Origin of the sequence: Melaminivora jejuensis, assembly GCF_017811175.1 — a bacterium.
Lineage (GTDB): Bacteria > Pseudomonadota > Gammaproteobacteria > Burkholderiales > Burkholderiaceae_C > Melaminivora > Melaminivora jejuensis.
Window position 1 is genome coordinate 895,346 of the sequence record NZ_JACWIJ010000002.1, and the last position, 23,947, is coordinate 919,292.

Consider the following 23,947-nt stretch of genomic DNA (forward strand, 5'->3'; position numbering starts at 1 on the left):
CGTCATGACCACCACACGCCCCGCGTGGGCCTATACGCTGCCGGCAGCCTTGCTGCTTATGGCTCCCTTCGACATCCTCGCCTCGCTGGCGATGGATATTTATCTTCCAGTCGTTCCGGCGATGCCGGGCGTCCTGAACACGACTCCATCCATAATCCAACTCACGTTGAGCCTCTACATGGTGATGCTCGGTGTGGGCCAAGTGATCTTTGGGCCACTCTCCGATCGCGTCGGGCGACGGCCGATCCTGCTTGTAGGCGCAACGGCTTTCGTTGCTGCGTCTCTGGGAGCGGCTTGTTCTTCAACTGCATTAGCCTTTGTTGCGTTTCGTCTGGTTCAGGCTGTTGGAGCATCGGCCATGCTGGTGGCCACCTTCGCGACCGTGCGCGACGTATATGCCAATCGTCCCGAAGGTGCCGTCATCTACGGCCTTTTCAGTTCGATGCTGGCGTTCGTGCCTGCGCTCGGCCCTATAGCCGGTGCGCTGATCGGCGAGTTTTGGGGATGGCAGGCGATCTTCATCACACTGGCTGCACTGGCTTCGCTCGCACTCTTAAACGCCAGTTTCAGGTGGCATGAAACCCGACCGTTGGATCAGGCCAGAACGCAACGATCTGTTTTGCCGATCTTCGCGAGTCCGGCCTTTTGGGTTTACACGGTCGGATTTAGTGCCGGCATGGGCACATTCTTCGTTTTCTTCTCGACAGCCCCCGTGTTCTCATAGGCCAAGCCGGCTATTCCGAGATCGGATTTAGCTTGGCCTTCGCGACTGTCGCGCTGGTCATGGTCACGACAACCCGCTTCGCAAAGTCCTTCGTTGCCAAATGGGGTATCGCGGGATGCGTAGCGCGCGGGATGGCGTTGCTCGTTTCCGGCGCGATCCTGTTGGGGATCGGCCAACTTTTCGGATCGCCGTCATTTTTCAGCTTCATCCTGCCGATGTGGGTTGTCGCGGTCGGCATTGTCTTCACGGTGTCCGTTACCGCCAACGGCGCACTTGCGCAGTTCGACGACATCGCTGGATCAGCGGTTGCGTTCTACTTCTGCATCCAAAGCCTGATAGTCAGTATCGTCGGGACATTGGCGGTGACGCTGTTAAACGGCGATACAGCGTGGCCCGTGATTTGTTACGCCACGGCAATGGCAGTGCTGGTGTCGTTGGGGCTGGCGCTCCTTCGATCCCGTGATGCTGCCACCGAGAAGTCGCCAGTCGTCTAGCCGACGACTGGAAGCAAGCCCGCTCCGATGCGGCGCAATAATCTTCGAAACCTCGTGAATGGCGGTATCCTGTCTGGCAAGATACCGCTCATTTCCCTTGTCCCGTGGCGGCCGGTCATCGACCGCCAGCTCGGCCGTGAGGTCATGGGCATCGTGCAAAGCGGATCGGTGTCGTGGCAGTTGGGGCGGCAAAGGGGCATAAGCCTCTAATCTGTTGTAGATGAACGCAGCCGCTCGAAACCAGCGATGAGGCTGTCGAGTCCGAAGTTGAACGCAGCATCCATGCCGTCTGTTTCCAACTCGTGAAACAGATCGTGCAGGAAGGACGACGGTGCTTGCTCGGACACATCTGGCCTGTCCGGAACTCTCTCATCGGCATCAGATGCCTGCTGCTCGAGAACGGAACCGACCACATAGTGACTGACCGCCCGGAGCGCCCAAACGGCGCGCTTCGGACAAAAGCCCTCCGCGCAGAGAAAGCGTATTTGCGTCTCGGCGGTGCCAAAATTCGGTTCTGTCGGTCGAGTGCCGGCATGGATACGCGCGCCGTCCCGATAAGAGAGCAACGCCGTTCTGAAGCTCAGGGCATTCTCTTTCAGGAACACCCGCCAGTCCTCATTCTCTTCGGGTAGCGAGCGGGTATGGCGTTCCGCCAGCATCGCCTCGGCGAGCGCATCAAGCAGCGCTCGCTTGTTCTGGAAATGCCAGTAAAGCGCAGGCTGCTGAACCTTGAGGCGTTCAGCGAGCTTCCGCGTCGTCAGGCTGTCCATGCCAACCTCGTTCAACAGCTCTAGCGCCGCCGCGATCACGGTGCCCTTGTCCAGTTTGGTCATTCACGTTCCTTCGCCAGTGCTTGACAATTTATCACCGATAAGTTATATTTCCATCTCCTTATCGTTGATAAAGTCGCTCCATTGAGCGGCGCTGGAGTTTCAGGTGCGCAGCTCTGCCATCATTGCCCTGCTGATCGTGGGTCTTGACGCCATGGGTCTCGGCCTCATCATGCCCGTCCTTCCGACGCTTCTGCGTGAGCTTGTGCCAGCAGAGCAGGTCGCTGGACACTATGGTGCCTTGCTGTCGCTCTATGCATTGATGCAGGTCGTCTTCGCGCCCATGCTTGGACAGCTTTCGGATTCTTACGGTCGGCGTCCGGTACTTCTGGCTTCTCTTGCAGGAGCCGCAGTCGATTACACGATTATGGCATCAGCGCCGGTCTTATGGGTGCTCTATATCGGCCGACTCGTGTCCGGCGTCACGGGCGCAACCGGAGCTGTAGCAGCCTCAACCATTGCCGATTCGACGGGGGAAGGTTCTCGCGCACGCTGGTTCGGCTACATGGGGGCCTGTTATGGGGCGGGCATGATTGCCGGGCCAGCACTTGGTGGCATGCTCGGTGGTATCTCTGCTCATGCCCCGTTTATCGCCGCCGCCCTTCTCAACGGGTTCGCGTTCCTGCTTGCCTGCATTTTCCTCAAGGAGACTCATCACAGCCATGGCGGGACCGGAAAGCCGGTTCGCATCAAACCATTCGTTCTGTTACGGCTGGATGATGCATTGCGCGGGCTAGGTGCGCTTTTCGCAGTTTTCTTCATTATTCAACTGATCGGCCAAGTGCCTGCAGCCCTATGGGTCATATATGGCGAGGACCGTTTTCAGTGGAACACCGCGACCGTTGGTTTGTCGCTCGCGGCGTTTGGGGCAACACATGCGATCTTCCAAGCGTTTGTTACCGGCCCGCTTTCAAGCCGGCTTGGAGAGCGGCGCACGCTGCTGTTTGGCATGGCTGCGGATGCGACTGGCTTCGTTCTTCTGGCTTTTGCCACGCAGGGATGGATGGTGTTCCCGATTCTGTTGCTGCTTGCCGCCGGGGGTGTTGGCATGCCGGCCTTGCAGGCAATGCTCTCAAACAATGTCAGCAGTAACAAGCAAGGGGCTTTGCAAGGAACGCTAACGAGCCTCACCAATCTAAGCTCTATCGCAGGACCGCTTGGCTTCACAGCACTCTATTCTGCCACCGCCGGGGCATGGAACGGTTGGGTTTGGATTGTCGGCGCGATCCTCTATTTAATATGTCTGCCAATACTACGCAGACCATTCGCAACTTCATTGTGATTTAGTCATGGCGATTTGGCATGCGTAGACTTAGGAGAAATGACGGATTAAATCTGTTGAGCAATCATCTCCTTTCGGGGCGAGTGCCAATGATGACCTTAGTTCACACTCTCGCTGTCGCCGAATATCTCAACTTCCGTCACGCCGCCAACGCGCTCGGCGTTGCACAGTCCAGCGTCAGCGCCCGCGTGAAGGCACTGGAAGAAGACCTCGGCATCCTCTTGTTCGAGCGTCATGCGCGCGGCGTTCGGCTGACCGAGGCCGGACGCCATTTCGTCGAGCGGATAGCCGTAGGTATTGACCAACTCGACCATGCGGTGAAAACCGCCGGCATGGCGGCAGCCGGAGAAAGCGGCCGGCTTCGTATCGGTATCCATGCCCTGATTCCGCATAGCTTCCTCGCAAAGCTGATCGGCCAATACCGCAAGGATTACCCCGATGTTGAAGTCGAGATCGCCGAAGGCCCGGCCCGTGAAGCGGTGGTGCAGCTTCGCGCCGGCAGGTTGGACGTGGCGTTCGTCGCGGGCACGCCCCAACCACCCGACTGCCATTCCCGTCGCACATGGACCGAACCGCTCTTGGCGGTGCTACCGGAACGGCATCCGCTCGCCAAGCGGTCAGCCGTCACATGGCCCGATTTGGCAGGCGAGACGTTCCTTGCGTATAGGAAGTTCAAACGCCCTTTTCGGGCAGTCTGCTGGGTAGGCGGCGGTCGCGCAAGCCCCGTTTTGGGCACGGATCGGACGTCTGTGAGTGGGATTTCGGCATCGCGGGGCCACGCAGCGGCGTTGTCAGCAGCCATGCTTCGCTGATTCCCGACAGCGGGCCGAGCGCCGCCCTGCGGATCGTGGCCGCATCGGCTCGGATTCCGGTTTCGCCGTCGGCTGTGCAGCCGGCAGATCGTCACGCGGCTTGCACTGGCGGCGCGCGCGCTGCGGGCCTGTAGTGCGCTTCTTCCCGCGCGCCGTGCTTCTCGAAGTGGGCGAGGATGGCGCGGATGGCGGTGGGTTCCTCGATGCTGGCGACGATCCGCACGGTGCCACCGCAGTGGACGCAGGCGGTGACGTCGATGGAAAAGACCCGCTTGAGCCGTTGCGCCCAGCTCATCGCACGGCGCTTCTCCTCGGGGCTGCGCGGCGCGTCGTGGGCGCTGACGTCCACTGGCGCCGCATCGCCCGCAGGCCGCTTGCCGCGCCCCGAGGGCGTCAGCTGCGCACGCAGGTTTGCATTCGGGGCGAATACGCCGTGGAAGCGGGTGAGATGCGCGCGAGGTGGCGGGACCAGCGCCGCCAGCTTGGCGATGAAATCCACCGGATCCCATTCCACATGCGTGGTGCCATTGCGCCACGGGGTCTTGAGCTGGTAACGCACCCTGCCCTGGAGCGCTATCGACAGCCGCTTCTCGCTGATCGCCGGGCGCGTGATGTAGCGGCACAGCTTTTCCAGCTTGTGGCTTTCGTGTGCTTCGGCCGCCACGCCGGCATGCAGTGAGAAGCCGCCGACCTTGCCGGCTTCGCCCTCCAGCGAACCGGCGTCACCGGGCAGCGTTTGCAGCGTGACGACCTTGCAGCCAGCGTCGCGGCCGGTGGCGATGCGGTAGGTGATCGAACTCATCCGCAGCCCATCCATGCTGTCGTCGCCTGCAGCGCTGTCTGCCAGGAAGGCCGATTCGCCCTCCCCTTCGAGCCAGCCTTTGCGCGTCAGGTGCCGACACACCCGGTGCGCGATGGTAGCTGCCAGCTGGGTCAACTGCGCGGTGGTGGGCGCACGGGCGCGGTGCAGGCGCAGTTCGCGCCGCGGCAGCTCGGTGGCTTCCACGTACACGCCGTCGAGCCACAGCATGTGGAAGTGGATGTTCAGGTTCAGCGCGCTGCCGAAACGCTGGATCAGCGTCACCGCGCCGCACTGGGCGCTGGCGCGGTCGATGCCGGCTTGATCGGCCAACCAGCCGGCGATCACGCGCTGCACGATGCCCAGCACCGGGCCAATGGCTTCTGGCTTGCTGGCGAACAGGAAACGCAAGGGGTACGGAAAGCTCAGCACCCATTGCCGCACAGGCCGCGGGCCGAACACCTCCTCGACCAGGTGCCGCGCACTCTCGGCCATGCGTCGCGCGCCGCAACTCGGGCAGAACCCGCGCTTCTTGCAGGAGAAGGCCACCAGCCTCTCTGCACGGCAGTGCTCGCACACCACCCGCAGGAAGCCGTGCTCGAGTACGCCGCAACGCAGGTAGGCATCGAACGCCTCGCGGACATACCCGGGCAGCGAGCGGCCCTCCGCTTCGATCCGTGCAATGAAGTCCGGGTAGTGCGCCTCTACCAACGCGTACAGCAGCGTGCGCTCGGGCGCGTGGCGCGCGTACCGCGAACCGGTGTGGGCGGACGGCAGTGGCGCGCATCCCGCGGCTTGCCGCCGGGATGTGGCGAGGCGCGGCACGCAGCGCTCCGGTGCGGGGACGGCTGCTCAGTGTTGCGCCTGTGTTCGCACGTTCGTATCGGTGCGTTCTGATCTTCGCGTCAGACATTGCCGCGGCGCGGGCACAACAAAAAGCCCGGCATCGCTGCCGGGCTCCGGCCCCGTCCTTGGGGCCTTGATGTCGGGTCGTTGCCGGGATCGGACCGCGCTGGCGCGGTCCGGTTCCCTGACGACCGGGCCAACCGGATCAGAAATCCATGCCGCCCATGCCGCCCATACCGCCAGCACCCGGCATGGCCGGCTCTTCCTTCTTCGGCACTTCGGCCACGACCACTTCGGTCGTGATCGCAAGGCCGGCGACGGAAGCGGCGTGCTGCAGGGCCGAGCGGGTCACCTTGGTCGGGTCCAGGATGCCCATGGCGATCATGTCGCCGAACTCGCCGGTGGCGGCGTTGTAGCCGTAGCTGCCTTCGCCGGCCTTGACGTTGGCCACGATCACGCTCGGTTCTTCACCGGCGTTGGCCACGATGGCGCGCAGCGGGGCTTCCAGCGCACGGCGGGTGATGGCGATGCCCAGGTTCTGGTCTTCGTTGATGCCCTGCCAGGGCAGATCCGTGCACAGCACCTTGCCGTAGAAGAACAGCAAGGCCGCCAATGCCTGACGATGCGTGGAGACCGAAACCTTGCGCTCGTTCGCCAGCCAGGACAGAAATGCCTCGACTTCGCTGCTGCCCAAGGTTGCCGGGTGACGCACACCGTGGAAACGGATGAAGGCACGAACCCAGTGGACATAAGCCTGTTCGGTTGGTAAGCTGTAATGCAAGTAGCGTATGCGCTCACGCAACTGGTCCAGAACCTTGACCGAACGCAGCGGTGGTAACGGCGCAGTGGCGGTTTTCATGGCTTGTTATGACTGTTTTTTTGTACAGTCTATGCCTCGGGCATCCAAGCAGCAAGCGCGTTACGCCGTGGGTCGATGTTTGATGTTATGGAGCAGCAACGATGTTACGCAGCAGGGTGACGGTGTTCGGCATTCTGAATCTCACCGAGGACTCCTTCTTCGATGAGAGCCGGCGGCTAGACCCCGCCGGCGCTGTCACCGCGGCGATCGAAATGCTGCGAGTCGGATCAGACGTCGTGGATGTCGGACCGGCCGCCAGCCATCCGGACGCGAGGCCTGTATCGCCGGCCGATGAGATCAGACGTATTGCGCCGCTCTTAGACGCCCTGTCCGATCAGATGCACCGTGTTTCAATCGACAGCTTCCAACCGGAAACCCAGCGCTATGCGCTCAAGCGCGGCGTGGGCTACCTGAACGATATCCAAGGATTTCCTGACCCTGCGCTCTATCCCGATATTGCTGAGGCGGACTGCAGGCTGGTGGTTATGCACTCAGCGCAGCGGGATGGCATCGCCACCCGCACCGGTCACCTTCGACCCGAAGACGCGCTCGACGAGATTGTGCGGTTCTTCGAGGCGCGGGTTTCCGCCTTGCGACGGAGCGGGGTCGCTGCCGACCGGCTCATCCTCGATCCGGGGATGGGATTTTTCTTGAGCCCCGCACCGGAAACATCGCTGCACGTGCTGTCGAACCTTCAAAAGCTGAAGTCGGCGTTGGGGCTTCCGCTATTGGTCTCGGTGTCGCGGAAATCCTTCTTGGGCGCCACCGTTGGCCTTCCTGTAAAGGATCTGGGTCCAGCGAGCCTTGCGGCGGAACTTCACGCGATCGGCAATGGCGCTGACTACGTCCGCACCCACGCGCCTGGAGATCTGCGAAGCGCAATCACCTTCTCGGAAACCCTCGCGAAATTTCGCAGTCGCGACGCCAGAGACCGAGGGTTAGATCATGCCTAGCATTCACCTTCCGGCCGCCCGCTAGCGGACCCTGGTCAGGTTCCGCGAAGGTGGGCGCAGACATGCTGGGCTCGTCAGGATCAAACTGCACTATGAGGCGGCGGTTCATACCGCGCCAGGGGAGCGAATGGACAGCGAGGAGCCTCCGAACGTTCGGGTCGCCTGCTCGGGTGATATCGACGAGGTTGTGCGGCTGATGCACGACGCTGCGGCGTGGATGTCCGCCAAGGGAACGCCCGCCTGGGACGTCGCGCGGATCGACCGGACATTCGCGGAGACCTTCGTCCTGAGATCCGAGCTCCTAGTCGCGAGTTGCAGCGACGGCATCGTCGGCTGTTGCACCTTGTCGGCCGAGGATCCCGAGTTCTGGCCCGACGCCCTCAAGGGGGAGGCCGCATATCTGCACAAGCTCGCGGTGCGACGGACACATGCGGGCCGGGGTGTCAGCTCCGCGCTGATCGAGGCTTGCCGCCATGCCGCGCGAACGCAGGGGTGCGCCAAGCTGCGGCTCGACTGCCACCCGAACCTGCGTGGCCTATACGAGCGGCTCGGATTCACCCACGTCGACACTTTCAATCCCGGCTGGGATCCAACCTTCATCGCAGAACGCCTAGAACTCGAAATCTAACGTCCGTTCGGGCATCGAGGTCCATGTCGGGGTGGGACGGGCCCGTGGCTTCAAGATCACTTGCAGTCCGACCGCGATGTCTTGGTTGCGCGAGAGGTTGTCGATATCCTCCACTTCCATCATCAACCCTGGATAATGCCGCCGCCGTCATCGCCGCCGACGCCCGTGCCGGGCTTTTCGGGCCTGTCAGGCTTGCTCGGCCTTCAGCCTGCCTGGGCGAGATCTCCGGCGGACGGATTAACGGCGGAGCTTCGCCGCCTTTCGTGCGTGTGAAGGCCGAAGATAGTTCTCTCAAAAACATCCGTTTATGAGAGATACCAAATGTCATTTTCAGAAGACGACTGCACCAGTTGATTGGGCGTAATGGCTGTTGTGCAGCCAGCTCCTGACAGTTCAATATCAGAAGTGATCTGCACCAATCTCGACTATGCTCAATACTCGTGTGGGCTCTGTTGCAAAAATCGTGAAGCTTGAGCATGCTTGGCGGAGATTGGACGGACGGAACGATGACGGATTTCAAGTGGCGCCATTTCCAGGGTGATGTGATCCTGTGGGCGGTGCGCTGGTATTGTCGCTATCCGATCAGCTATCGCGACCTTGAGGAAATGCTGGCGGAACGCGGCATTTCGGTCGACCATACGACGATCTATCGCTGGGTCCAGTGCTACGCCCCGGAGATGGAGAAGCGGCTGCGCTGGTTCTGGCGGCGTGGCTTTGATCCGAGCTGGCGCCTGGATGAAACCTACGTCAAGGTGCGGGGCAAGTGGACCTACCTGTACCGGGCAGTCGACAAGCGGGGCGACACGATCGATTTCTACCTGTCGCCGACCCGCAGCGCCAAGGCAGCGAAGCGGTTCCTGGGCAAGGCCCTGCGAGGCCTGAAGCACTGGGAAAAGCCTGCCACGCTCAATACCGACAAAGCGCCGAGCTATGGTGCAGCGATCACCGAATTGAAGCGCGAAGGAAAGCTGGACCGGGAGACGGCCCACCGGCAGGTGAAGTATCTCAATAACGTGATCGAGGCCGATCACGGAAAGCTCAAGATACTGATCAAGCCGGTGCGCGGTTTCAAATCGATCCCCACGGCCTATGCCACGATCAAGGGATTCGAAGTCATGCGAGCCCTGCGCAAAGGACAGGCTCGCCCCTGGTGCCTGCAGCCCGGCATCAGGGGCGAGGTGCGCCTTGTGGAGAGAGCTTTTGGCATTGGGCCCTCGGCGCTGACGGAGGCCATGGGCATGCTCAACCACCATTTCGCAGCAGCCGCCTGATCGGCGCAGAGCGACAGCCTACCTCTGACTGCCGCCAATCTTTGCAACAGAGCCTCCGTCGCCATGCTCACCTCGCTTTGGTGCACACGAGTATTGAGCATAGTCGAGATTGGTGCAGATCACTTCTGATATTGAACTGTCAGGAGCTGGCTGCACAACAGCCATTACGCCCAATCAACTGGTGCAGTCGTCTTCTGAAAATGACACGGATGGTCTGACGCCAAGTTAGGGTATAGCTCAGACTGACATTATTATTGTTGCGCCGCCGCAAAGAAGGTAAAATGCCTTTTCCCAAAGAATCAGCAAGCCAACTATCGGAGTTCCTACCCGTGTAAGCCTCTTTCTCGCTGCGAGCCAGCTTCAATACACACCACGCTCGCACGAGGCTGCACGTCCGATTCACTGCGTCTTGCTGGCCCTGGATTACTCGGGGTTCGTTCTCTATTCCGCTGGCCGGGAAGACGCGCTTGCGTTCGCCCCAACTGCCACCACTGGCTGGCAACCACAACGGAATAGAAGAATGATGAAATCCTTACGCCAGGACTGGCTTTCCAATGTCCGAAACGACTTACTAGCGGGCATCGTCGTCGCGCTAGCGCTCATCCCCGAGGCAATCGCCTTCTCGATCATTGCGGGCGTTGATCCGAAGGTCGGTCTTGACGCCTCATTCAGCATTGCCGCGATCATTGCCTTTGCCGGTGGTCGCCCTGGCATGGTGTCTGCGGCCACAGGTGCAATGGCGCTGCTGATGGTGACCTTGGTCAAAGACCACGGCCTGCAATATCTGCTGGCTGCCACCGTGTTGACCGGCGTACTGCAAATTCTCGCGGGGTGGCTCAAGCTGGGCGCATTGATGCGCTTTGTCTCTCGCTCGGTCATCACCGGCTTCGTCAATGCGCTGGCCATCCTGATCTTCATGGCGCAGTTGCCCGAGCTGACCAATGTGACGTGGCACGTTTATGCCATGACGGCGGCAGGTCTCGGCATCATCTACGGCTTTCCCTACATCACCAAGGCCGTGCCGTCGCCGCTGGTTGCCATCGTCGTGTTGACCGGAGTGGCGATCTTCCTCGGCCTCGACATTCGCACTGTGGGCGACATGGGCAAACTGCCTGACAGTCTGCCGGTGTTCCTGCTGCCTGATGTGCCGCTGAACCTCGAAACGCTCAAGATCATCTTCCCTGTCTCGGCCACCTTGGCGGTCGTCGGCTTGCTGGAATCCATGATGACGGCTTCCATCGTCGATGACCTGACCGACTCCAACAGCAACAAGAACCGCGAATGCGTGGGTCAAGGTGTGGCAAACATTGCTACCGGCTTCCTCGGCGGCATGGCAGGTTGCGCCATGATTGGCCAGTCGGTCATCAACGTAAAATCCGGCGGTCGTGGCCGACTCTCCACGCTGGCCGCTGGCGTGTTTCTGCTGCTGATGGTGGTGTTTATCGGTGACTGGGTGGCCCGCATTCCGATGGCCGCACTGGTCGCGGTGATGATCATGGTGTCTATCGGCACCTTCAACTGGGCCTCGATCCGCAATCTGCGCGAGCACCCAAAAAGTTCCAGCATGGTGATGCTGGCCACCGTGGTAGTGACGGTTGGCACCCACGACTTGGCCAAGGGCGTGCTAATCGGAGTGCTGCTGTCGGGCTTCTTCTTCGCGCACAAGGTGGGCCAGATTCTGCGCGTCACCTCTCGCACCGAGGACGAAGGCCGCGTGCGCACCTACACCATTACCGGCCAAGTGTTCTTTGCCTCGGCGGATCGCTTCATCAATACCTTCGACTACAAGGAAGTCATCGAGAAAGTGCGCATTGACGTAAGTCGCGCCCACTTCTGGGACATCACCGCTGTTAGCGCCTTAGACAAGGTGGTCATCAAGTTCCGCCGTGAAGCCACCGAGGTCGAAGTCATCGGCTTGAACGAGGCCAGCGCCACAATGGTGGACAAGTTCGCCGTGCATGACAAAGACGGTGCCGAAGACATGCTGATGGGCCACTGAGAGGAAACAGGATCATGAAGAACGAAAACAAAGTGCTGGCCTGCGTGGATCAATCCCACTTCGCCGATTACGTGGCCGACTACGCCGCATGGGCCGCTCGCCGAATGGACGCGCCGCTGGAGTTTCTGCACGTCATCGACCGCCACCCCGAGCAGGGATCGGGCGAAGATCACAGCGGTGCCATCGGCATTGACGCCCAGGAAAATCTGCTGACCAAGCTCACCGCCGAAGACGAGGCCCGCACCAAGAATGCTCGCGAGCAAGGCCGCATCTTCCTGAACCGACTGCGCGAACGGGCCACCGCTGCCGGTGCCGCGCTGGTCGATGTTCGCCAGCGGCACGGCGAACTTGAAGCAACGCTGGCCGAACAGGAAGACGGCGTGCGCCTGCTGATACTCGGACGCCGTGGCGAAGCCGCAGAAGCCACACAGCGCGACTTGGGCCGCAATGTGGAGCGGGTGGTACGTTCGCTGCACAAACCGATCCTGACCGTGACCGAAGGCTTCAAAGAGCCGCAGCGCGTGATGATCGCCTTCGACGGCGGTGTCGTGACCCGGCGTGGCGTCGAAATGGTCGCTGGCAGCCCGCTGTTCCGAGGTTTGCCTATCATCCTGCTGATGTCGGGGAAGAAAAGCCAGGATGCACCCAAGCAGCTTGATTGGGCCAAGACCACCTTGGAATCGGCTGGCTTCGACGTCACCGCCTCACTGATCCCCGGCGATGCGGAAAGCATCATCGCCAAGACGGTCAAGGAGCAGTCCATCGACATGCTCATCATGGGCGCATTCGGTCACTCGCCGCTGCGCACTTTGATGTTCGGCAGCAAGACCGCTGACCTGCTGCGTTCCTCGACCATCCCCACGCTTCTACTGCGATAGCGAAGGAGTCGCCTCAATGGACATGGAACAGTTCCGCGCTCGACTGCTGATCGAGCAAAGGGAAACCGTTGAGGCAATCCAGCAGGCTCAACAGTCCGCCGCGCCGGTCGAGCTGGATCAATCCTGTGTCGGTAGGGTGTCGCGTATCGACGCCCTCCAACAACAGGCTCTTGCCCAAGGATTGCGGGAGCGGCTGACCATTCGCAAGCGCAAGGTCGAAGCTGCGCTGGCCCGCCTCGACTCTGGCACCTATGGGCTGTGCTGCGCCTGTCACAGTGATTTGGAGCCGGAACTGTTGAACGCCGATCCTGCTGTTGTGTTCTGCCAGGAATGCGCGACAGCGCGTCAATGACAAAGCCGTATTGATGCCCAACGGCGGAGCCGTTTTGCCTTAACGTGCTTTATTTTCCGTTTTCTGAGGCGACCCCTGAAAGTGCCATGCCAAGCGCCTCCTGTAGGCTGTCGCAGGCATGGCACCCGACCCCTTCGGTGCGGCAGGTCTTGCCCAACCGCTCGACGTGGGGCTGTTGCGCGCGCCTGACAGGTTGGTTGAGCGATTGGTTGAACTCGTCGATGCCGCCGAAGGCTGCCAAGCGCTGCCCGCAACACAGCCCATCGGCCCTATGTCAATCCACACCCCTGGCGGGGCGGACTTGGAAAGGGTGACTCCTCTTCCAAAAAATTCCATCCCCCTAAAAGGAGCAAACCCCAGCTCGATTCTGATGAAAAACGCCTGCAAGGCAGGCGTGGCAAGCGGTGGGTGCTATGATTTTTTACTTTGGGGCGAGACGGATGGCGCCGTCGAGGCGGATGACTTCGCCGTTGAGCATGTCGTTTTCAAAGATGTGGCGCACCAGGCGGGCGTAGTCCTCGGGCTTGCCCAGGCGGCTGGGGAAGGGCACGCCGGCGGCCAGCGCGTCCTGCACCTCCTGTGGCATGCCAAACAGCATGGGCGTACCGAAGATGCCCGGGGCAATGGTCATGTTGCGGATGCCGTTCCTGGCCAGATCGCGGGCAATCGGCAGCGTCATGCCGACCACGCCGCCCTTGGAGGCCGAGTACGCCGCCTGGCCGATCTGGCCGTCGTAGGCAGCGACGCTGGCCGTCGAGATCAGCACGCCGCGCTCGCCCGTGGCTTCGGGCTCGTTCTTGCTCATGGCCTCGGCGGCCAGGCGGATCATGTTGAAGCTGCCCACCAGATTCACGGTGACGGTCTTGGCAAAGGTGGCCAGGGCGTGCGCGCCGTTCTTGCCGACGGTCTTTTCCGCCGGGGCGATGCCGGCGCAGTTGACCAGGCCCATCAGCTTGCCCAGCGACACGGCCTTATCCACCACGGCCTGGCCATCGGCTTCGCTGGCAACGTCGCAGCGCACGAAGGTCGCGCCGATCTCGCGCGCCAGGGCCTCGCCCTTGTCTGCCTGCATGTCGGCGATGACGACCGTGCCGCCAGCCTCGGCCAGCATTCGCGCCGTGCCTTCGCCCAGGCCGGATGCGCCGCCAGTGACGATGAAAACCTTGCCCTTGATGTCCATGAAGTGTCTCCTGTGAGAGTGGTTGGAAATGGTTGGTTGTTGACGTGAACGTCAATTATCGCCGCCATTGCTGCCCCCTTTGGGGCTTGGCACAAGGCTGAAGAAGCAAGGCAAAAAAATGCCCGGCAAGCCGGGCGGAAGGGGGAAGAAAGAAGAGGAGGGAGGGGCGGTTCAGCGGAAGCCTACGCGGTCGAGCATCTGCTGCACCTTGACCTGATTGGCGCCCACGGCACCGATGGGGATGGTCTCGCTCTTGAAGGGCTGGCCGCCGGTCATGGCCTTCAGGGCCGGGTTTTCCAGCTCCACGCCCTTGGCCGCCGGCCACTCGTTGTTGGCGTTGGCAAAGTAGTTCTGCGCCTCGGGGCTGGCCAGGTATTCCAGGAACTTGACGGCATTGTCCTTGTGCTTGGCATGGCGCGCCACGCCCCCGCCAGCGATGTTCAGGTGCGTGCCCCAGGAGTTCTGGTTCGGGAACACGACGCCCACCTTCTGCACGATGGCTTTGTCGTCGGCCTTGTCCGAACGCATGATGCGCGCCAGGTAGTAGCTGTTGGTCACGGCAATCTCGCATTCGCCCGTGGCCACGGCCTTGATCTGGTCGGTGTCGCCGCCCTTGGGCCAGCGCGCCATGTTGTCCACGATGCCCTTGAGCCAGGCCTGGGTCTTTTCCTCGCCCATGTGCTCCATGACGGCGCCGAACAGGCTCAGGTTGTAGGGGTGCGAGCCTGAGCGGATGCAGACCTTGTCCTTGTTGCGCGGATCAGCCAGCTTCTCGTAGGTGTCCACGTCCTCGGGCTTGACCTTGGTCTTGTTGTAGACGATGACCCGGGCGCGCGTGGACAGGCCGAACCAGGCGATGCCGCCGTCTGCCGCCGGCTTGGCGCGCAGATTGGCCGGGATGACTTCCTCCAGCAGCTTGGAGCGCACCGGCTGGAACAGGCCGTCGGCCTCGCCGCGATAGAAGCGCGCGGCATCGACCAGCAGGATCACGTCGGCAGGGGACGCTGCACCCTCGGCTTTGAGGCGCGCCATGATGCCGGCGTCGTCCGAGTCCACCCGGTTGATCTTGATGCCCGTGGTCTTGGTGAAGCCGTCGTACAGCGCCTCGTCCGTGGCGTAGTGGCGGGCGGAGTAGAGGTTGAGCACCTTTTCTTCCTGGGCGCTGGCGGCGGTGGCGGCAGCAGCCAGGGCGCAGGTGAACAACAGGGTCTTGAGGCGGAAGGACATGAGCGGGGATGCTTTCTCGAAATGGCAACTGAGTGACAACGCCCGGGATGATAAGGCAAACGAGAATCGTTCTTAAATAAGAATCTGGTCAAACCTTGCGTTTTGTCAGGAGGGCTGGCCGACCAGCACCACAGAGGCTGATGGCAGACGAAAACAGCAGGCAAAAAAAAGCCCAGTCAGGGACTGGGCTTGAAAGGATCCAGAAACGGGAGTTTCGAGAGGATCCAAGGAGACAACCGGGAGGTCTGCAGCCGCTGCAGACCCGATGTGCGTGATTATAGGGTAAACCCTGAAATTATGTTTGGGTTGTTTTTGTTCAACGCTTGCCTTGCGTGGCGGCCTGGGCGGCGGCAGCAGCAGTGGCGGTCTGGCGCGAAGCGCTGGTAGCCATGGCGTTCAGGTTGGCTTCGGCAGCGGCGCTGGCCTGCTTGACGGCCTTTTGCACAGATTCAAAGGCGTTGTTGGCGGCCGACACGGCGCTCTTGAACACAGCGACCGAGGTCTCCGAGCCGGCGGGAGCGTTCTTGGTGGCGGTGTCCACCAGGTTGCTGAAGTTGCGCTGCATCTCGGCAGCCTGGGCTTCGAAGGCCTTGCCGAACTCGCTGCCCGTGCCGGAAGCGATGTCGTACAGATGGCGGCTATAGGCCACGGCCTTCTCGGCCAGGGGCTGGAACTGGTTGGCTTGCAGGGCCAGCAGCTGCTGCACGTCCTTGGCCGACAGCACGGCCTGGGCGTGGGTGGAGGCCTCATTCAGGGCGGCGCGGGTGGCGGCCACGTTGAGCTCGACCAGCTTTTCCACGCCTTCGAAGGCCTTGTTGGTCAGGCCGAACAGGGTTTCGAGGTTGGCTTTGTGCGATGCAATCAGTTGTTCCTGGGTCAGGTTCATGTCTTCTCTCCGGTGAGATGCCCCGTTGGGCGGGTTGAGTGAGATGGCTGCGCTGACTGGCAGGTGAGCCAGAAACTTATGTTGCAGTGCAGCATGAGATGAATTATACGGGTTTTCCGCAGGTTTGCCAAATTTATGCTGCAGTGCAGCAATTGTTACCCCCTGACACTTTTGCGGCAGGCAGGCACAAGCTTCATGTCCGCCCGGGGCAGGCTGGCACAATCGTGCGCCCATGAACGCCTCGCAAACCCATGCCGCGCCGGCCTCTGCGCCGCGCCGCCCCGCCCCTGAGCCACGCAGTGCCTATGCGGTCTTTCGCACCATTGGCACGCGCTGGTCGGACAACGACGTGTATGGCCACGTCAACAACGTCGTCTATTACTCCTGGTTCGACACGGCGGTCAATGCCCATCTGATCGAGCAAGGCGCGCTGGACATCCACCAGGGCGAGACCATCGGCCTGGTCATCGAGACCCAATGCAACTACTTTGCGCCGCTGGCGTTTCCGCAGACGGTCGAGGCCGGCCTGCGCGTGGCGCACATGGGCAGCTCCAGCGTGCGCTATGAAGTCGGGCTGTTCGCCCAGGGCGAGCCGATGAGTGCTGCAGCCGGGCATTTCGTGCATGTCTATGTGGGGCGCGACGACCGCCGCCCCCGGGCCTTGCCGCAGCGCCTGCGCGACGTGCTGGCCGCGCTGCGCCTGAACCCCTGAGCATCTAAAGCCCTGTCTTTCTGAAGCAGCCCAGCCCGACGCGCGACCCATCTCCGCTCTTCCATGATCATCACCAGCCTGCTCGACACCGATCTGTACAAGTTCACCATGATGCAGGTGGTGCTGCACCAGTTTCCGGGAGCGCAGGTCGAATACCGTTTCAAGTGCCGCAATCCTGGCGTGCAACTGGCGCCCTACGTGGGCGAGATCCGCGAGGAAATCCGCGCCCTGTGCAGCCTGCGCTTTGCCGATGCCGAGCTGTCCTACCTGCGCTCGATGCGCTTCATCAAGAGCGATTTCGTGGATTTCCTGGGTCTGTTCCGGCTCAACGAGAAGTACATCCGCGTGACGGCGCTGCCCTCGGGCGAAATCGACATCGCCATCACCGGGCCGTGGCTGCACACCATCTTGTTCGAGATCCCGGTGCTGGCCATCGTCAACGAGGTCTATTTCCGCAACACGCAAAAGACGCCTGACTATGCCGAGGGCCGCCGCCGGCTGGACACCAAGATTGCCCAGTTGCAGGAAAGTGGCCTGGAGGGCCTGAAGATCGCCGACTACGGCACGCGCCGGCGCTTCTCGCGCGCCTGGCACGAGGAGGTGCTGCACATCCTGCGTGCGCGCGCACCCCACCAGCTCGCGGGCACCAGCAACGTGCTGTACGCCATGAAGCTGGGCCTGACCCCGCTGGGCACCATGGCGCATGAGTACCTGCAGGCCTGCCAGGCGCTGGGCCCGCGCCTGCGCGACACGCAGGTCTTTGGCTTCGAGATGTGGGCCAAGGAGTACCGGGGCGATCTGGGCATTGCGCTGTCCGATGTCTATGGCATGAATGCCTTCCTGCGCGACTTCGACCTGTATTTTTGCAAGCTGTTCGACGGTGCGCGCCACGACTCGGGCGACCCGTTCGCCTGGGGCGAGCGGATGCTGCAGCACTACCGCGACAACCGCGTCGATCCGCTGACCAAGACGCTGATCTTCAGCGACGGCCTCACGGTGCCGCGCATCGTGCAGTTGCACCGCCAGTTCCAGGGCCGCTGCCTGCTGGCGTTCGGTATCGGCACCAACCTGACCAACGATCTGGGGCATGAGCCGCTGCAGATTGTCATCAAGATGACGCGCTGCAATGGCCAGCCGGTGGCCAAGCTGTCGGATGCTCCGGGCAAGAACATGTGCGATGACGAGAAATACCTGGCCTACCTGCGCCAGGTCTTTGACATTCCCAGCCCGGCGTGAGCACACGCCGCAGCACCGGGCCGCTGGTGCCCGGCGACGCCGAGACAACGTTGCAAGAATTCGAGGAGGTGAATCGATGAAGCCCATGCGCGCGCTGGCCTTGACCGCGTTTTTCCTGGCCCCGGCATTGGCGGCGGCTGCCGACATGGACGGCAGCCAGCTTTCTCTGCTGTGGGGCGTGCCGTTTGCCGGCGTGCTGATGTCGATCGCGCTGCTGCCGCTGGTGGCGCCGCATTTCTGGCACCAGCACTTCGGCAAGGTGACGGCTGCCTGGGCACTGGCCTTCTTGCTGCCGTTTGCGCTGGCGTTCGGCCCGCAAGCGGCTACTGCCGGGCTGATCCATGCCCTGGTGGCCGAATACCTGCCCTTTGTCATCTTGCTGGCGGCGCTGTTCACCGTGGCGGGCGGCATCTACATCCGCGGCAACCTGCACGGCAGCGCGCTGCTCAATACTGGCCTCTTGGCCATCGGCGCGGCGCTGGCCAGCTTCATGGGCACGACGGGCGCATCCATGCTGCTGATCCGGCCCCTGATCCGCGCCAACGATGGCCGCAAGCATGTGACGCACGTGGTGGTGTTCTTCATCTTCGTGGTCTCCAACGCCGGCGGCTCGCTCACCCCGCTGGGCGACCCGCCGCTGTTCCTGGGTTTCCTGAAGGGCGTGGACTTCTTCTGGACATTCCAGCACATCTGGCCCGAGACGCTGTTCCTGGTGAGCGTGCTGCTGGCCCTGTTCTTCGTGGTCGATGCCTGGTTCTGGCGCCAGCCGGGCGAACAACTGCCTGCTGATCCGACACCCGACACGCCGCCCGAGTCCTTTGGCTTCGACGGCAAGGTCAACTTCGCCTTGCTGGCCGTGGTCGTCGCCCTGGTGCTGATGAGCGGCGTGTGGAAGAGCGACGTGCAATGGGATGTCATGGGCACCGTGGTCGGTCTGCCGGGCCTGGTGCGCGATGCCGGCCTGATCGTGGTCACCCTGGTGTCGCTGGCGCTCACGCCAGGCCAGGTACATGAGGACAACCAGTTCAATTGGGGGCCGATGCAGGAGGTGGCCAAGCTCTTTGCCGGCATCTTCCTGACCATCATCCCGGTCATCGCCATGCTCAAGGCCGGGGTCAACGGGCCGTTTGGCGCCATCGTGTCGGCGGTAACGCGTCCCGATGGCGCGCCCGACCCGGCCATGTATTTCTGGGCCTCGGGCCTGCTGTCATCCTTCCTGGACAACGCGCCGACCTACCTGGTGTTCTTCAATACCGCCGGTGGCGACCCGGTGACCATGATGACCACGCACGCGGCGACGCTGGCGGCGATCTCCGCCGGTTCGGTCTTCATGGGTGCCAACACCTATATCGGCAACGCGCCCAACCTGATGGTCAAGGCCATTGCCGAGGATCGCGGCGTCAATATGCCCAGCTTCTTTGGCTACATGCTGTGGTCGGCAGGCATTTTGATGCCGCTGTTCGTCGTTATCACCTTCGTCTGGCTGCGCTGACCGCGTACATGAATGCCATGAGTACCAAACCCCGCATCCTGATCGCGCGCCGCATCTTCCCCGAGGTGGTGCAGCGCCTGGCGCAGCATTTCGAGGTGCAGGCCAACGACGAGGACATCGCCTGGACGCCGCAGGAGCTGGCCGCGCAGCTGGCCGACAAGGACGGCGCGCTGACCACCGGCAGCCAGCGCATCGACGCGCCGCTGCTGGCGCTGTGCCCGCGCCTGAAGATCGTCGCCAACATGGCGGTGGGCTACAACAACTTCGACGTGGCAGCCATGCGGGCCGCCGGCGTGCTCGGCAGCAACACGCCCGACGTGCTGACCGAGACCACGGCCGACTTTGGCTTTGCCCTGCTCATGGCCACGGCGCGGCGCATGGCCGAGGCCGAGCACTACCTGCGCGCCGGCCTGTGGCAGAACTGGCGCTACGACATGTTCGCCGGCGCCGAGGTACACGGCAGCACGCTGGCCATCCTGGGCATGGGCCGCATCGGCCAAGCCATTGCCCGGCGCGGCGCGCACGGCTTCGGGATGCGCGTGCTCTACCACAACCGCTCGCGCCTGGCGCCCGAGCTGGAGGCCGAATGCCGCGCCGAGTACGTTGGCAAGGACGAGCTGCTCGCGCGTGCCGACCATCTGATGCTGGTGCTGCCCTATACGCAGCAGTCGCACCATGCCATCGGCGCGGCAGAACTGGCGCGCATGAAGCCCACGGCGACGCTCATCAACATTGCGCGCGGCGGCATCGTCGATGACGCGGCGCTCGCCCAGGCGCTCGCTGAGCGGCGCATTGCCGCCGCCGGCCTGGACGTGTTCGAGGGCGAGCCTGCCGTCCACCCCGAGCTGCTGCAGGTGCCCAACGTGGTGCTGACGCCGCACATCGCCAGCGCCACCGTGGCCACGCGCCTGGCCATGGCCAATTTGGCTGCCGACAACCTGATCGCCTTTTTTCGGGACGGTCAGGCACTGACGCCGGTGGAAATGACCTGAAATATCAGTCAAATCAGCCTCAAACCCTTGATGGACAAGCGCTGGCAGCTATTGATTCAGTAGTGAAATGAATATGGCAATCTATCTTTTGCTGGCCCTGGGATTGCTCAGTGTCGCCCTGCTGGCTGCGCTGCTGCTGCGGGCGCCGCGCGTGCAACTGCCACCGGACTGGCTGGCGCAGCTGCAGGCCATGCAGGCGGCAGTACAGGCCACGCAACTGGCCGTGGCGCGCAACGATGGCGCCTTGGCTGCCATGGATCAGCAGTTGCGCGGCTTCACCCAGGCCACGCAGACGCTGCTGGACGAGCGCCTGGCGCAGGCCGCTGGCGAGTCGCGCACCAGCCGCAGCGAGTTGCAGGCCGCCTTTGCCGCCCTGCAGACCCGGCTGGAGCAGCAGCTGGCACAGTCGCGCGCCGAAACCGGCGCCGGGCGCAAGGAGCTGGGCGAGGCCCTGGCCGCCTTTCGCGGTGAGTTGACGCAGACCACACAGACCCTGGCCGAGGGCGCCAGCAAATCGCACCAGGCCATCACCGAGAGCACGCAGCTGTTCGGCCAGCGCATCCAGGAGCGCTTCGACGCCCTGGGCCTGGCCACGCGCAGCACGCTGGACTCGCTCAAGGGCGATATCCACACCCAATTGGCTGCCATGGCGCTGGCGTTGAAAGACCAGCTGGCTGGCAACACGCGCCAACTGGTCGAGCTGTCGGCCAGCAGCCAGCAGGGCGCCGAGGCGCTGCGCGGTGCGCTCAACGAGCGCCTGGCGGCCATCCAGAGCGACAACGCTGCGCGGCTGGAAGAGATGCGCCGCACGGTGGACGAAAAGCTCCAGTCGACGCTGGAGCAGCGCCTGGGCGAATCCTTCAAGCTGGTCAGCGACCGGCTGGAGCAAGTCCACAAGGGCCTGGGCGAGATGCAGACCCTGGCCGGCAGCGTGGGCGACTTGAAGCGCGTCATGACCAACGTCAAGATGCGCGGCACCTGGGGCGAGATGCAACTGGGCCTGATCATCGACAACGTGCTGACCCCCGAGCAGTACGCCAGGAACGTCAAGACCATGCCCGGCAGCGAAGACCTGGTCGAGTTCGCCATCCGATTGCCGGGCCGCAATGACGAGCATCCGGTGTGGCTGCCCATCGACTCCAAATACCCGGTCGAGCACTACCAGCGCCTGCAGGACGCGCACGACGCGGCCGACAAGGCGCTGGTGCAGGCGACCGGCACTGCTTTCGAGGCCTCGATCCGCAGCGAGGCGAAGAAGATTTCGGCCAAATACGTCTCGCCCCCGCACACCACCGACTTTGCCGTGCTGTATCTGCCCTCCGAAGGCCTGTTTGCCGAGGTCATGCGCCGGCCAGGCCTGGTCGAGGCAGTGCAAAACGAGTGCCGCGTGGTCATCACCGGCCCGGCCAACCTGGCAGCCATGCTCAACAGCTTGCAGATGGGCTTCAAGACCCTGGCCATCGAAAAGCGCTCCTCCGAAGTCTGGGGCGTGCTTGGCCAGGTCAAGACGGAGTTTGCCAAGTTCGGCGAAGTGGTCGAGGCCACGCGCAAGTCGATCGACGCAGCGGCCAAGAAGTTCGAGCAGGTGGGCGTGAGGACGCGCGCCATCCAGCGCAAGCTGCGCGACGTGCAGGAGCTGCCCGCGCCCGGGCAGGCTTTGGAGACGGCCCTGGTCGGGGTCGAAATGGAGGCCGAGGACGCCTGACCTCGGGGAATGCCCTTTCCCCAAAATCATCTGCAAAGGTATCATTCTGTTTCCTTGAACTCTTTGGAGGGATGCGTCATGAAGGGCGGAAAGTGGATCAGGTCAACCGTGTTGGCCGCATCGATGGCCTGGGCAGCGGTGGCCGGCCTGCCGGCTGCAGCCACGCCGGCGGCAACCGCAGTCTTCAGCACGAGCAACCTGCAGCTGACGCTGCCGCAGGTGCGCATAGACAACAGCCTGCGCGCCAGCGATGTAGTGCTGACGTTCCTGGATTTCGGCCAGATACAGGTAGGTGATCCAGCGGTCGGCAGCCAGATCGAATTTCTCAGCCAGAGCAACGTCTTGCGCATCCCGGAGCTGATCCTGGACGGCGCGCGGTTCACTGGTGTCAGCCTGACCGGCTCGGCCATCCAGCTGCTCAGCCTGGGGCCGATCGAGATCGATTCGCCCGTGCAAGGCAGCCATACCCTGGTGCTGTACCTCAATGTCGGCGGCCAGGACATGGGCGAGGTCTCCCGTATCGTGGACATCCCCAAGCCGGCCAACCAGGCCGAGTTCTGCGACGACGCGCGGATGCAGGAGCTGCGCAACACCATCACCCAGCAGTCGGGCGGCGCCGTAGGCACGCTGACCCTGAAAAGCTGTGCATTCGACGGCACGCGCGGCCAGGTATCGATGGAGCTGGGCATCCAGGCGCCATACCCGGGCCTTCCCGCCATGAACATTCCCTACACGGCCACCTACGTGTACCAATAAGAGCGTGTTTACGATCCCCGCGCGGGATCGTAAACACGCTCTAAGGGCCAAAAGGCAGGGGCGGGGCTGGCGCCGTCAGGCGGCCACGGGCGTCAGCCGGTAGAACTCCTGGATGATGTCCCAGGCCTCCTGCGGGTCGTCGGTGATGCGAAACAGCTCCAGGTCGGCCGGCGAGATGGTGCCGTGCTCCAGCATCACGTCGAAATTGATGAGCGCACGCCAGAAGGCGCTGCCGAACAGCACGATGGGCACGGGCTTGGCCTTGGTGGTCTGCACCAGGGTCAGCACCTCGAACAGCTCGTCCATGGTGCCGAAGCCGCCCGGAAAGACCACCAGCGCCTTGGCACGCATCATGAAGTGCATCTTGCGCATGGCGAAGTAGTGGAACTTGTACGACAGCGAGGGCGTGATGTAGCGGTTGCCGCTTTGCTCGTGCGGCAACGTGATGTTCAGCCCCACGTTGGGCGCCCCGGCCTCGTGGGCGCCGCGGTTGGCCGCCTCCATGATGCCGGGGCCGCCGCCGGTGCAGATGTACAGCCGCTCGGGCAGCGGGCGGCGCTCGCTGTACTCGGCCACCAGGGCGGCAAAGCGGCGTGCAGCGTCGTAGTAGGCGGAGTTCTTCAGGGCGCGCTCGGTCAGGGCGATGCGTGCGTCGTCGCCGCTGTCCAGCGCGTCTTCGTGCAGGCGCTGGGCGTCCTCGGGTGCCAGAAAGCGCGCGCTGCCATAGACCACGATGGTGCTCTCGATGCCTTGCGCGCTCTGGCCCAGGTCGGGCTTGAGCAGTTCGAGCTGGAAGCGGATGCCGCGCGTCTCGCGGCGCAGCAGGAACTCCGGGTCGGTGAAGGCTAGGCGGTAGGCGTCGGCCTCCAGGGGGTTGCCGGCCACGGCGTAGTTGTGCAGTTCGGCCCAGGCGTTGGCCAGGCGGCTGTCTTGCAGTTTGGTGTTGGCGTCCATCGGAAAATACAAAATTTTAGTCTTTTTAGCCTCAAACCCTTGTGGGGCAAGCGCTGATAGCTATTGAAAAGATAGTAAAA

20 protein-coding genes and 4 pseudogenes are annotated in these 23,947 nt (G+C 62.7%); 16 read left to right on the forward strand and 8 right to left on the reverse strand.

What is annotated here, in order from left to right; genetic code table 11:
- Positions 1-4 precede the first annotated feature (4 nt).
- Positions 5-1,218 (forward strand): annotated as a pseudogene (gene floR, locus IDM45_RS04460) (chloramphenicol/florfenicol efflux MFS transporter FloR).
- Between the two features lie 93 nt (positions 1,219-1,311).
- A pseudogene (locus IDM45_RS04465) lies at positions 1,312-1,428 on the forward strand (DUF3363 domain-containing protein); the annotation flags it as partial.
- On the opposite strand, the gene tetR(G) reads toward IDM45_RS04465, so the two are convergent.
- Positions 1,425-2,051, reverse strand: a complete 627-nt coding sequence (gene tetR(G) / locus IDM45_RS04470) for a tetracycline resistance transcriptional repressor TetR(G) (protein WP_000163574.1) — start codon at positions 2,049-2,051, stop codon at positions 1,425-1,427. The pseudogene IDM45_RS04465 and the gene tetR(G) overlap by 4 nt on opposite strands.
- Positions 2,052-2,154: 103 nt before the next feature.
- Here tetR(G) and tet(G) point away from each other — a divergent pair, with 103 nt between their 5' ends.
- On the forward strand, positions 2,155-3,330 hold the full coding sequence (tet(G), locus tag IDM45_RS04475) for a tetracycline efflux MFS transporter Tet(G) (RefSeq protein WP_001257840.1): 1,176 nt from the start codon (positions 2,155-2,157) through the stop codon (positions 3,328-3,330).
- 92 nt (positions 3,331-3,422) lie between these two features.
- On the forward strand, positions 3,423-4,142 hold the full coding sequence (locus tag IDM45_RS04480; RefSeq protein WP_023139374.1) for a LysR family transcriptional regulator: 720 nt from the start codon (positions 3,423-3,425) through the stop codon (positions 4,140-4,142).
- Positions 4,143-4,233: 91 nt separating this feature from the next.
- On the opposite strand, the gene IDM45_RS04485 is transcribed toward IDM45_RS04480, so the two are convergent.
- From IDM45_RS04485 to intI1, 3 genes and pseudogenes are all read right to left on the reverse strand, one after another.
- Positions 4,234-5,766, reverse strand: a complete 1,533-nt coding sequence (locus IDM45_RS04485; protein ID WP_001747814.1) for an IS91-like element ISCR3 family transposase — start codon at positions 5,764-5,766, stop codon at positions 4,234-4,236.
- 226 nt (positions 5,767-5,992) lie between these two features.
- Positions 5,993-6,346 (reverse strand): annotated as a pseudogene (locus IDM45_RS04490) (TCP-1/cpn60 chaperonin family protein); the annotation flags it as partial.
- Positions 6,347-6,646: pseudogene (intI1, locus tag IDM45_RS17530) on the reverse strand (class 1 integron integrase IntI1); the annotation flags it as partial. It lies immediately after the preceding pseudogene.
- 101 nt (positions 6,647-6,747) lie between these two features.
- On the opposite strand from intI1, the gene sul1 reads away from it, so the two are divergent.
- From sul1 to IDM45_RS04520, 6 genes are all read left to right on the forward strand, one after another.
- Complete coding sequence (gene sul1 / locus IDM45_RS04495) at positions 6,748-7,599, forward strand: sulfonamide-resistant dihydropteroate synthase Sul1 (RefSeq protein WP_000946487.1); 852 nt, start codon at positions 6,748-6,750, stop codon at positions 7,597-7,599.
- A 127-nt stretch (positions 7,600-7,726) separates the two neighbouring features.
- Positions 7,727-8,227 (forward strand): GNAT family N-acetyltransferase, encoded by a 501-nt coding sequence (locus IDM45_RS04500; RefSeq protein ID WP_000376623.1) that lies wholly within the window; start codon positions 7,727-7,729, stop codon positions 8,225-8,227.
- 506 nt (positions 8,228-8,733) lie between these two features.
- Positions 8,734-9,498, forward strand: a complete 765-nt coding sequence (locus IDM45_RS04505; protein ID WP_001389365.1) for an IS6-like element IS6100 family transposase — start codon at positions 8,734-8,736, stop codon at positions 9,496-9,498.
- 520 nt (positions 9,499-10,018) lie between these two features.
- Positions 10,019-11,497 (forward strand): SulP family inorganic anion transporter, encoded by a 1,479-nt coding sequence (locus tag IDM45_RS04510; protein ID WP_209423996.1) that lies wholly within the window; start codon positions 10,019-10,021, stop codon positions 11,495-11,497.
- 14 nt (positions 11,498-11,511) lie between these two features.
- Complete coding sequence (locus IDM45_RS04515; RefSeq protein ID WP_011518937.1) at positions 11,512-12,375, forward strand: universal stress protein; 864 nt, start codon at positions 11,512-11,514, stop codon at positions 12,373-12,375.
- Between the two features lie 16 nt (positions 12,376-12,391).
- Positions 12,392-12,727, forward strand: a complete 336-nt coding sequence (locus tag IDM45_RS04520) for a TraR/DksA family transcriptional regulator (protein ID WP_011518936.1) — start codon at positions 12,392-12,394, stop codon at positions 12,725-12,727.
- A gap of 421 nt (positions 12,728-13,148) precedes the next feature.
- Here the strand turns inward: IDM45_RS04520 and IDM45_RS04525 are convergent, their stop codons facing one another.
- From IDM45_RS04525 to IDM45_RS04535, 3 genes are all read right to left on the reverse strand, one after another.
- Positions 13,149-13,907: a 3-hydroxyacyl-CoA dehydrogenase gene (locus tag IDM45_RS04525; protein WP_209421809.1), complete on the reverse strand. Its 759-nt coding sequence runs from the start codon at positions 13,905-13,907 to the stop codon at positions 13,149-13,151.
- Between the two features lie 171 nt (positions 13,908-14,078).
- A complete protein-coding gene (locus IDM45_RS04530) occupies positions 14,079-15,134 on the reverse strand; it encodes an extracellular solute-binding protein (protein ID WP_209421810.1) in 1,056 nt (351 codons plus the stop codon).
- A gap of 316 nt (positions 15,135-15,450) precedes the next feature.
- Entirely contained in the window at positions 15,451-16,020 is a 570-nt protein-coding gene (locus IDM45_RS04535) for a phasin family protein (RefSeq protein ID WP_209421811.1), read from the reverse strand.
- A 232-nt stretch (positions 16,021-16,252) separates the two neighbouring features.
- Here IDM45_RS04535 and IDM45_RS04540 point away from each other — a divergent pair, with 232 nt between their 5' ends.
- From IDM45_RS04540 to IDM45_RS04565, 6 genes are all read left to right on the forward strand, one after another.
- A complete protein-coding gene (locus IDM45_RS04540; protein WP_209421812.1) occupies positions 16,253-16,732 on the forward strand; it encodes an acyl-CoA thioesterase in 480 nt (159 codons plus the stop codon).
- 63 nt (positions 16,733-16,795) lie between these two features.
- On the forward strand, positions 16,796-17,968 hold the full coding sequence (gene pncB, locus IDM45_RS04545) for a nicotinate phosphoribosyltransferase (protein ID WP_209421813.1): 1,173 nt from the start codon (positions 16,796-16,798) through the stop codon (positions 17,966-17,968).
- A 76-nt stretch (positions 17,969-18,044) separates the two neighbouring features.
- Positions 18,045-19,460 (forward strand): sodium:proton antiporter, encoded by a 1,416-nt coding sequence (locus IDM45_RS04550; protein ID WP_209421814.1) that lies wholly within the window; start codon positions 18,045-18,047, stop codon positions 19,458-19,460.
- A 17-nt stretch (positions 19,461-19,477) separates the two neighbouring features.
- Positions 19,478-20,452, forward strand: a complete 975-nt coding sequence (locus tag IDM45_RS04555) for a 2-hydroxyacid dehydrogenase (protein ID WP_209421815.1) — start codon at positions 19,478-19,480, stop codon at positions 20,450-20,452.
- Positions 20,453-20,519: 67 nt separating this feature from the next.
- Positions 20,520-22,157 carry a DNA recombination protein RmuC gene (locus IDM45_RS04560; RefSeq protein WP_209421816.1) on the forward strand — a complete coding sequence of 546 codons (1,638 nt, stop codon included), beginning with the start codon at positions 20,520-20,522 and terminating at the stop codon, positions 22,155-22,157.
- A 123-nt stretch (positions 22,158-22,280) separates the two neighbouring features.
- Positions 22,281-22,913, forward strand: coding sequence for a hypothetical protein (locus IDM45_RS04565; protein WP_209421817.1), 633 nt, complete (start codon positions 22,281-22,283; stop codon positions 22,911-22,913).
- 75 nt (positions 22,914-22,988) lie between these two features.
- On the opposite strand, the gene IDM45_RS04570 is transcribed toward IDM45_RS04565, so the two are convergent.
- Entirely contained in the window at positions 22,989-23,867 is an 879-nt protein-coding gene (locus tag IDM45_RS04570) for an LOG family protein (RefSeq protein ID WP_209421818.1), read from the reverse strand.
- Between the last annotated feature and the right edge of the window lie 80 nt (positions 23,868-23,947).

What these genes read in the sequence shown, in the direction of transcription:
- sul1 (WP_000946487.1), top strand. Translation starts at nt 6,748, where the DNA reads ATGTTACGCAGCAGGGTGACGGTGTTCGGCATTCTGAATCTCACCGAG.
- IDM45_RS04505 (WP_001389365.1), top strand. Translation starts at nt 8,734, where the DNA reads ATGACGGATTTCAAGTGGCGCCATTTCCAGGGTGATGTGATCCTGTGG.
- IDM45_RS04535 (WP_209421811.1), bottom strand. Translation starts at nt 16,020, where the DNA reads ATGAACCTGACCCAGGAACAACTGATTGCATCGCACAAAGCCAACCTC.
- IDM45_RS04480 (WP_023139374.1), top strand. Translation starts at nt 3,423, where the DNA reads ATGACCTTAGTTCACACTCTCGCTGTCGCCGAATATCTCAACTTCCGT.
- IDM45_RS04560 (WP_209421816.1), top strand. Translation starts at nt 20,520, where the DNA reads ATGAATATGGCAATCTATCTTTTGCTGGCCCTGGGATTGCTCAGTGTC.
- IDM45_RS04555 (WP_209421815.1), top strand. Translation starts at nt 19,478, where the DNA reads ATGAGTACCAAACCCCGCATCCTGATCGCGCGCCGCATCTTCCCCGAG.
- IDM45_RS04510 (WP_209423996.1), top strand. Translation starts at nt 10,019, where the DNA reads ATGATGAAATCCTTACGCCAGGACTGGCTTTCCAATGTCCGAAACGAC.
- IDM45_RS04530 (WP_209421810.1), bottom strand. Translation starts at nt 15,134, where the DNA reads ATGTCCTTCCGCCTCAAGACCCTGTTGTTCACCTGCGCCCTGGCTGCT.
- IDM45_RS04570 (WP_209421818.1), bottom strand. Translation starts at nt 23,867, where the DNA reads ATGGACGCCAACACCAAACTGCAAGACAGCCGCCTGGCCAACGCCTGG.
- IDM45_RS04540 (WP_209421812.1), top strand. Translation starts at nt 16,253, where the DNA reads ATGAACGCCTCGCAAACCCATGCCGCGCCGGCCTCTGCGCCGCGCCGC.
- IDM45_RS04520 (WP_011518936.1), top strand. Translation starts at nt 12,392, where the DNA reads ATGGACATGGAACAGTTCCGCGCTCGACTGCTGATCGAGCAAAGGGAA.
- IDM45_RS04525 (WP_209421809.1), bottom strand. Translation starts at nt 13,907, where the DNA reads ATGGACATCAAGGGCAAGGTTTTCATCGTCACTGGCGGCGCATCCGGC.
- IDM45_RS04550 (WP_209421814.1), top strand. Translation starts at nt 18,045, where the DNA reads ATGAAGCCCATGCGCGCGCTGGCCTTGACCGCGTTTTTCCTGGCCCCG.
- IDM45_RS04515 (WP_011518937.1), top strand. Translation starts at nt 11,512, where the DNA reads ATGAAGAACGAAAACAAAGTGCTGGCCTGCGTGGATCAATCCCACTTC.
- pncB (WP_209421813.1), top strand. Translation starts at nt 16,796, where the DNA reads ATGATCATCACCAGCCTGCTCGACACCGATCTGTACAAGTTCACCATG.
- IDM45_RS04500 (WP_000376623.1), top strand. Translation starts at nt 7,727, where the DNA reads ATGGACAGCGAGGAGCCTCCGAACGTTCGGGTCGCCTGCTCGGGTGAT.
- IDM45_RS04565 (WP_209421817.1), top strand. Translation starts at nt 22,281, where the DNA reads ATGGCCTGGGCAGCGGTGGCCGGCCTGCCGGCTGCAGCCACGCCGGCG.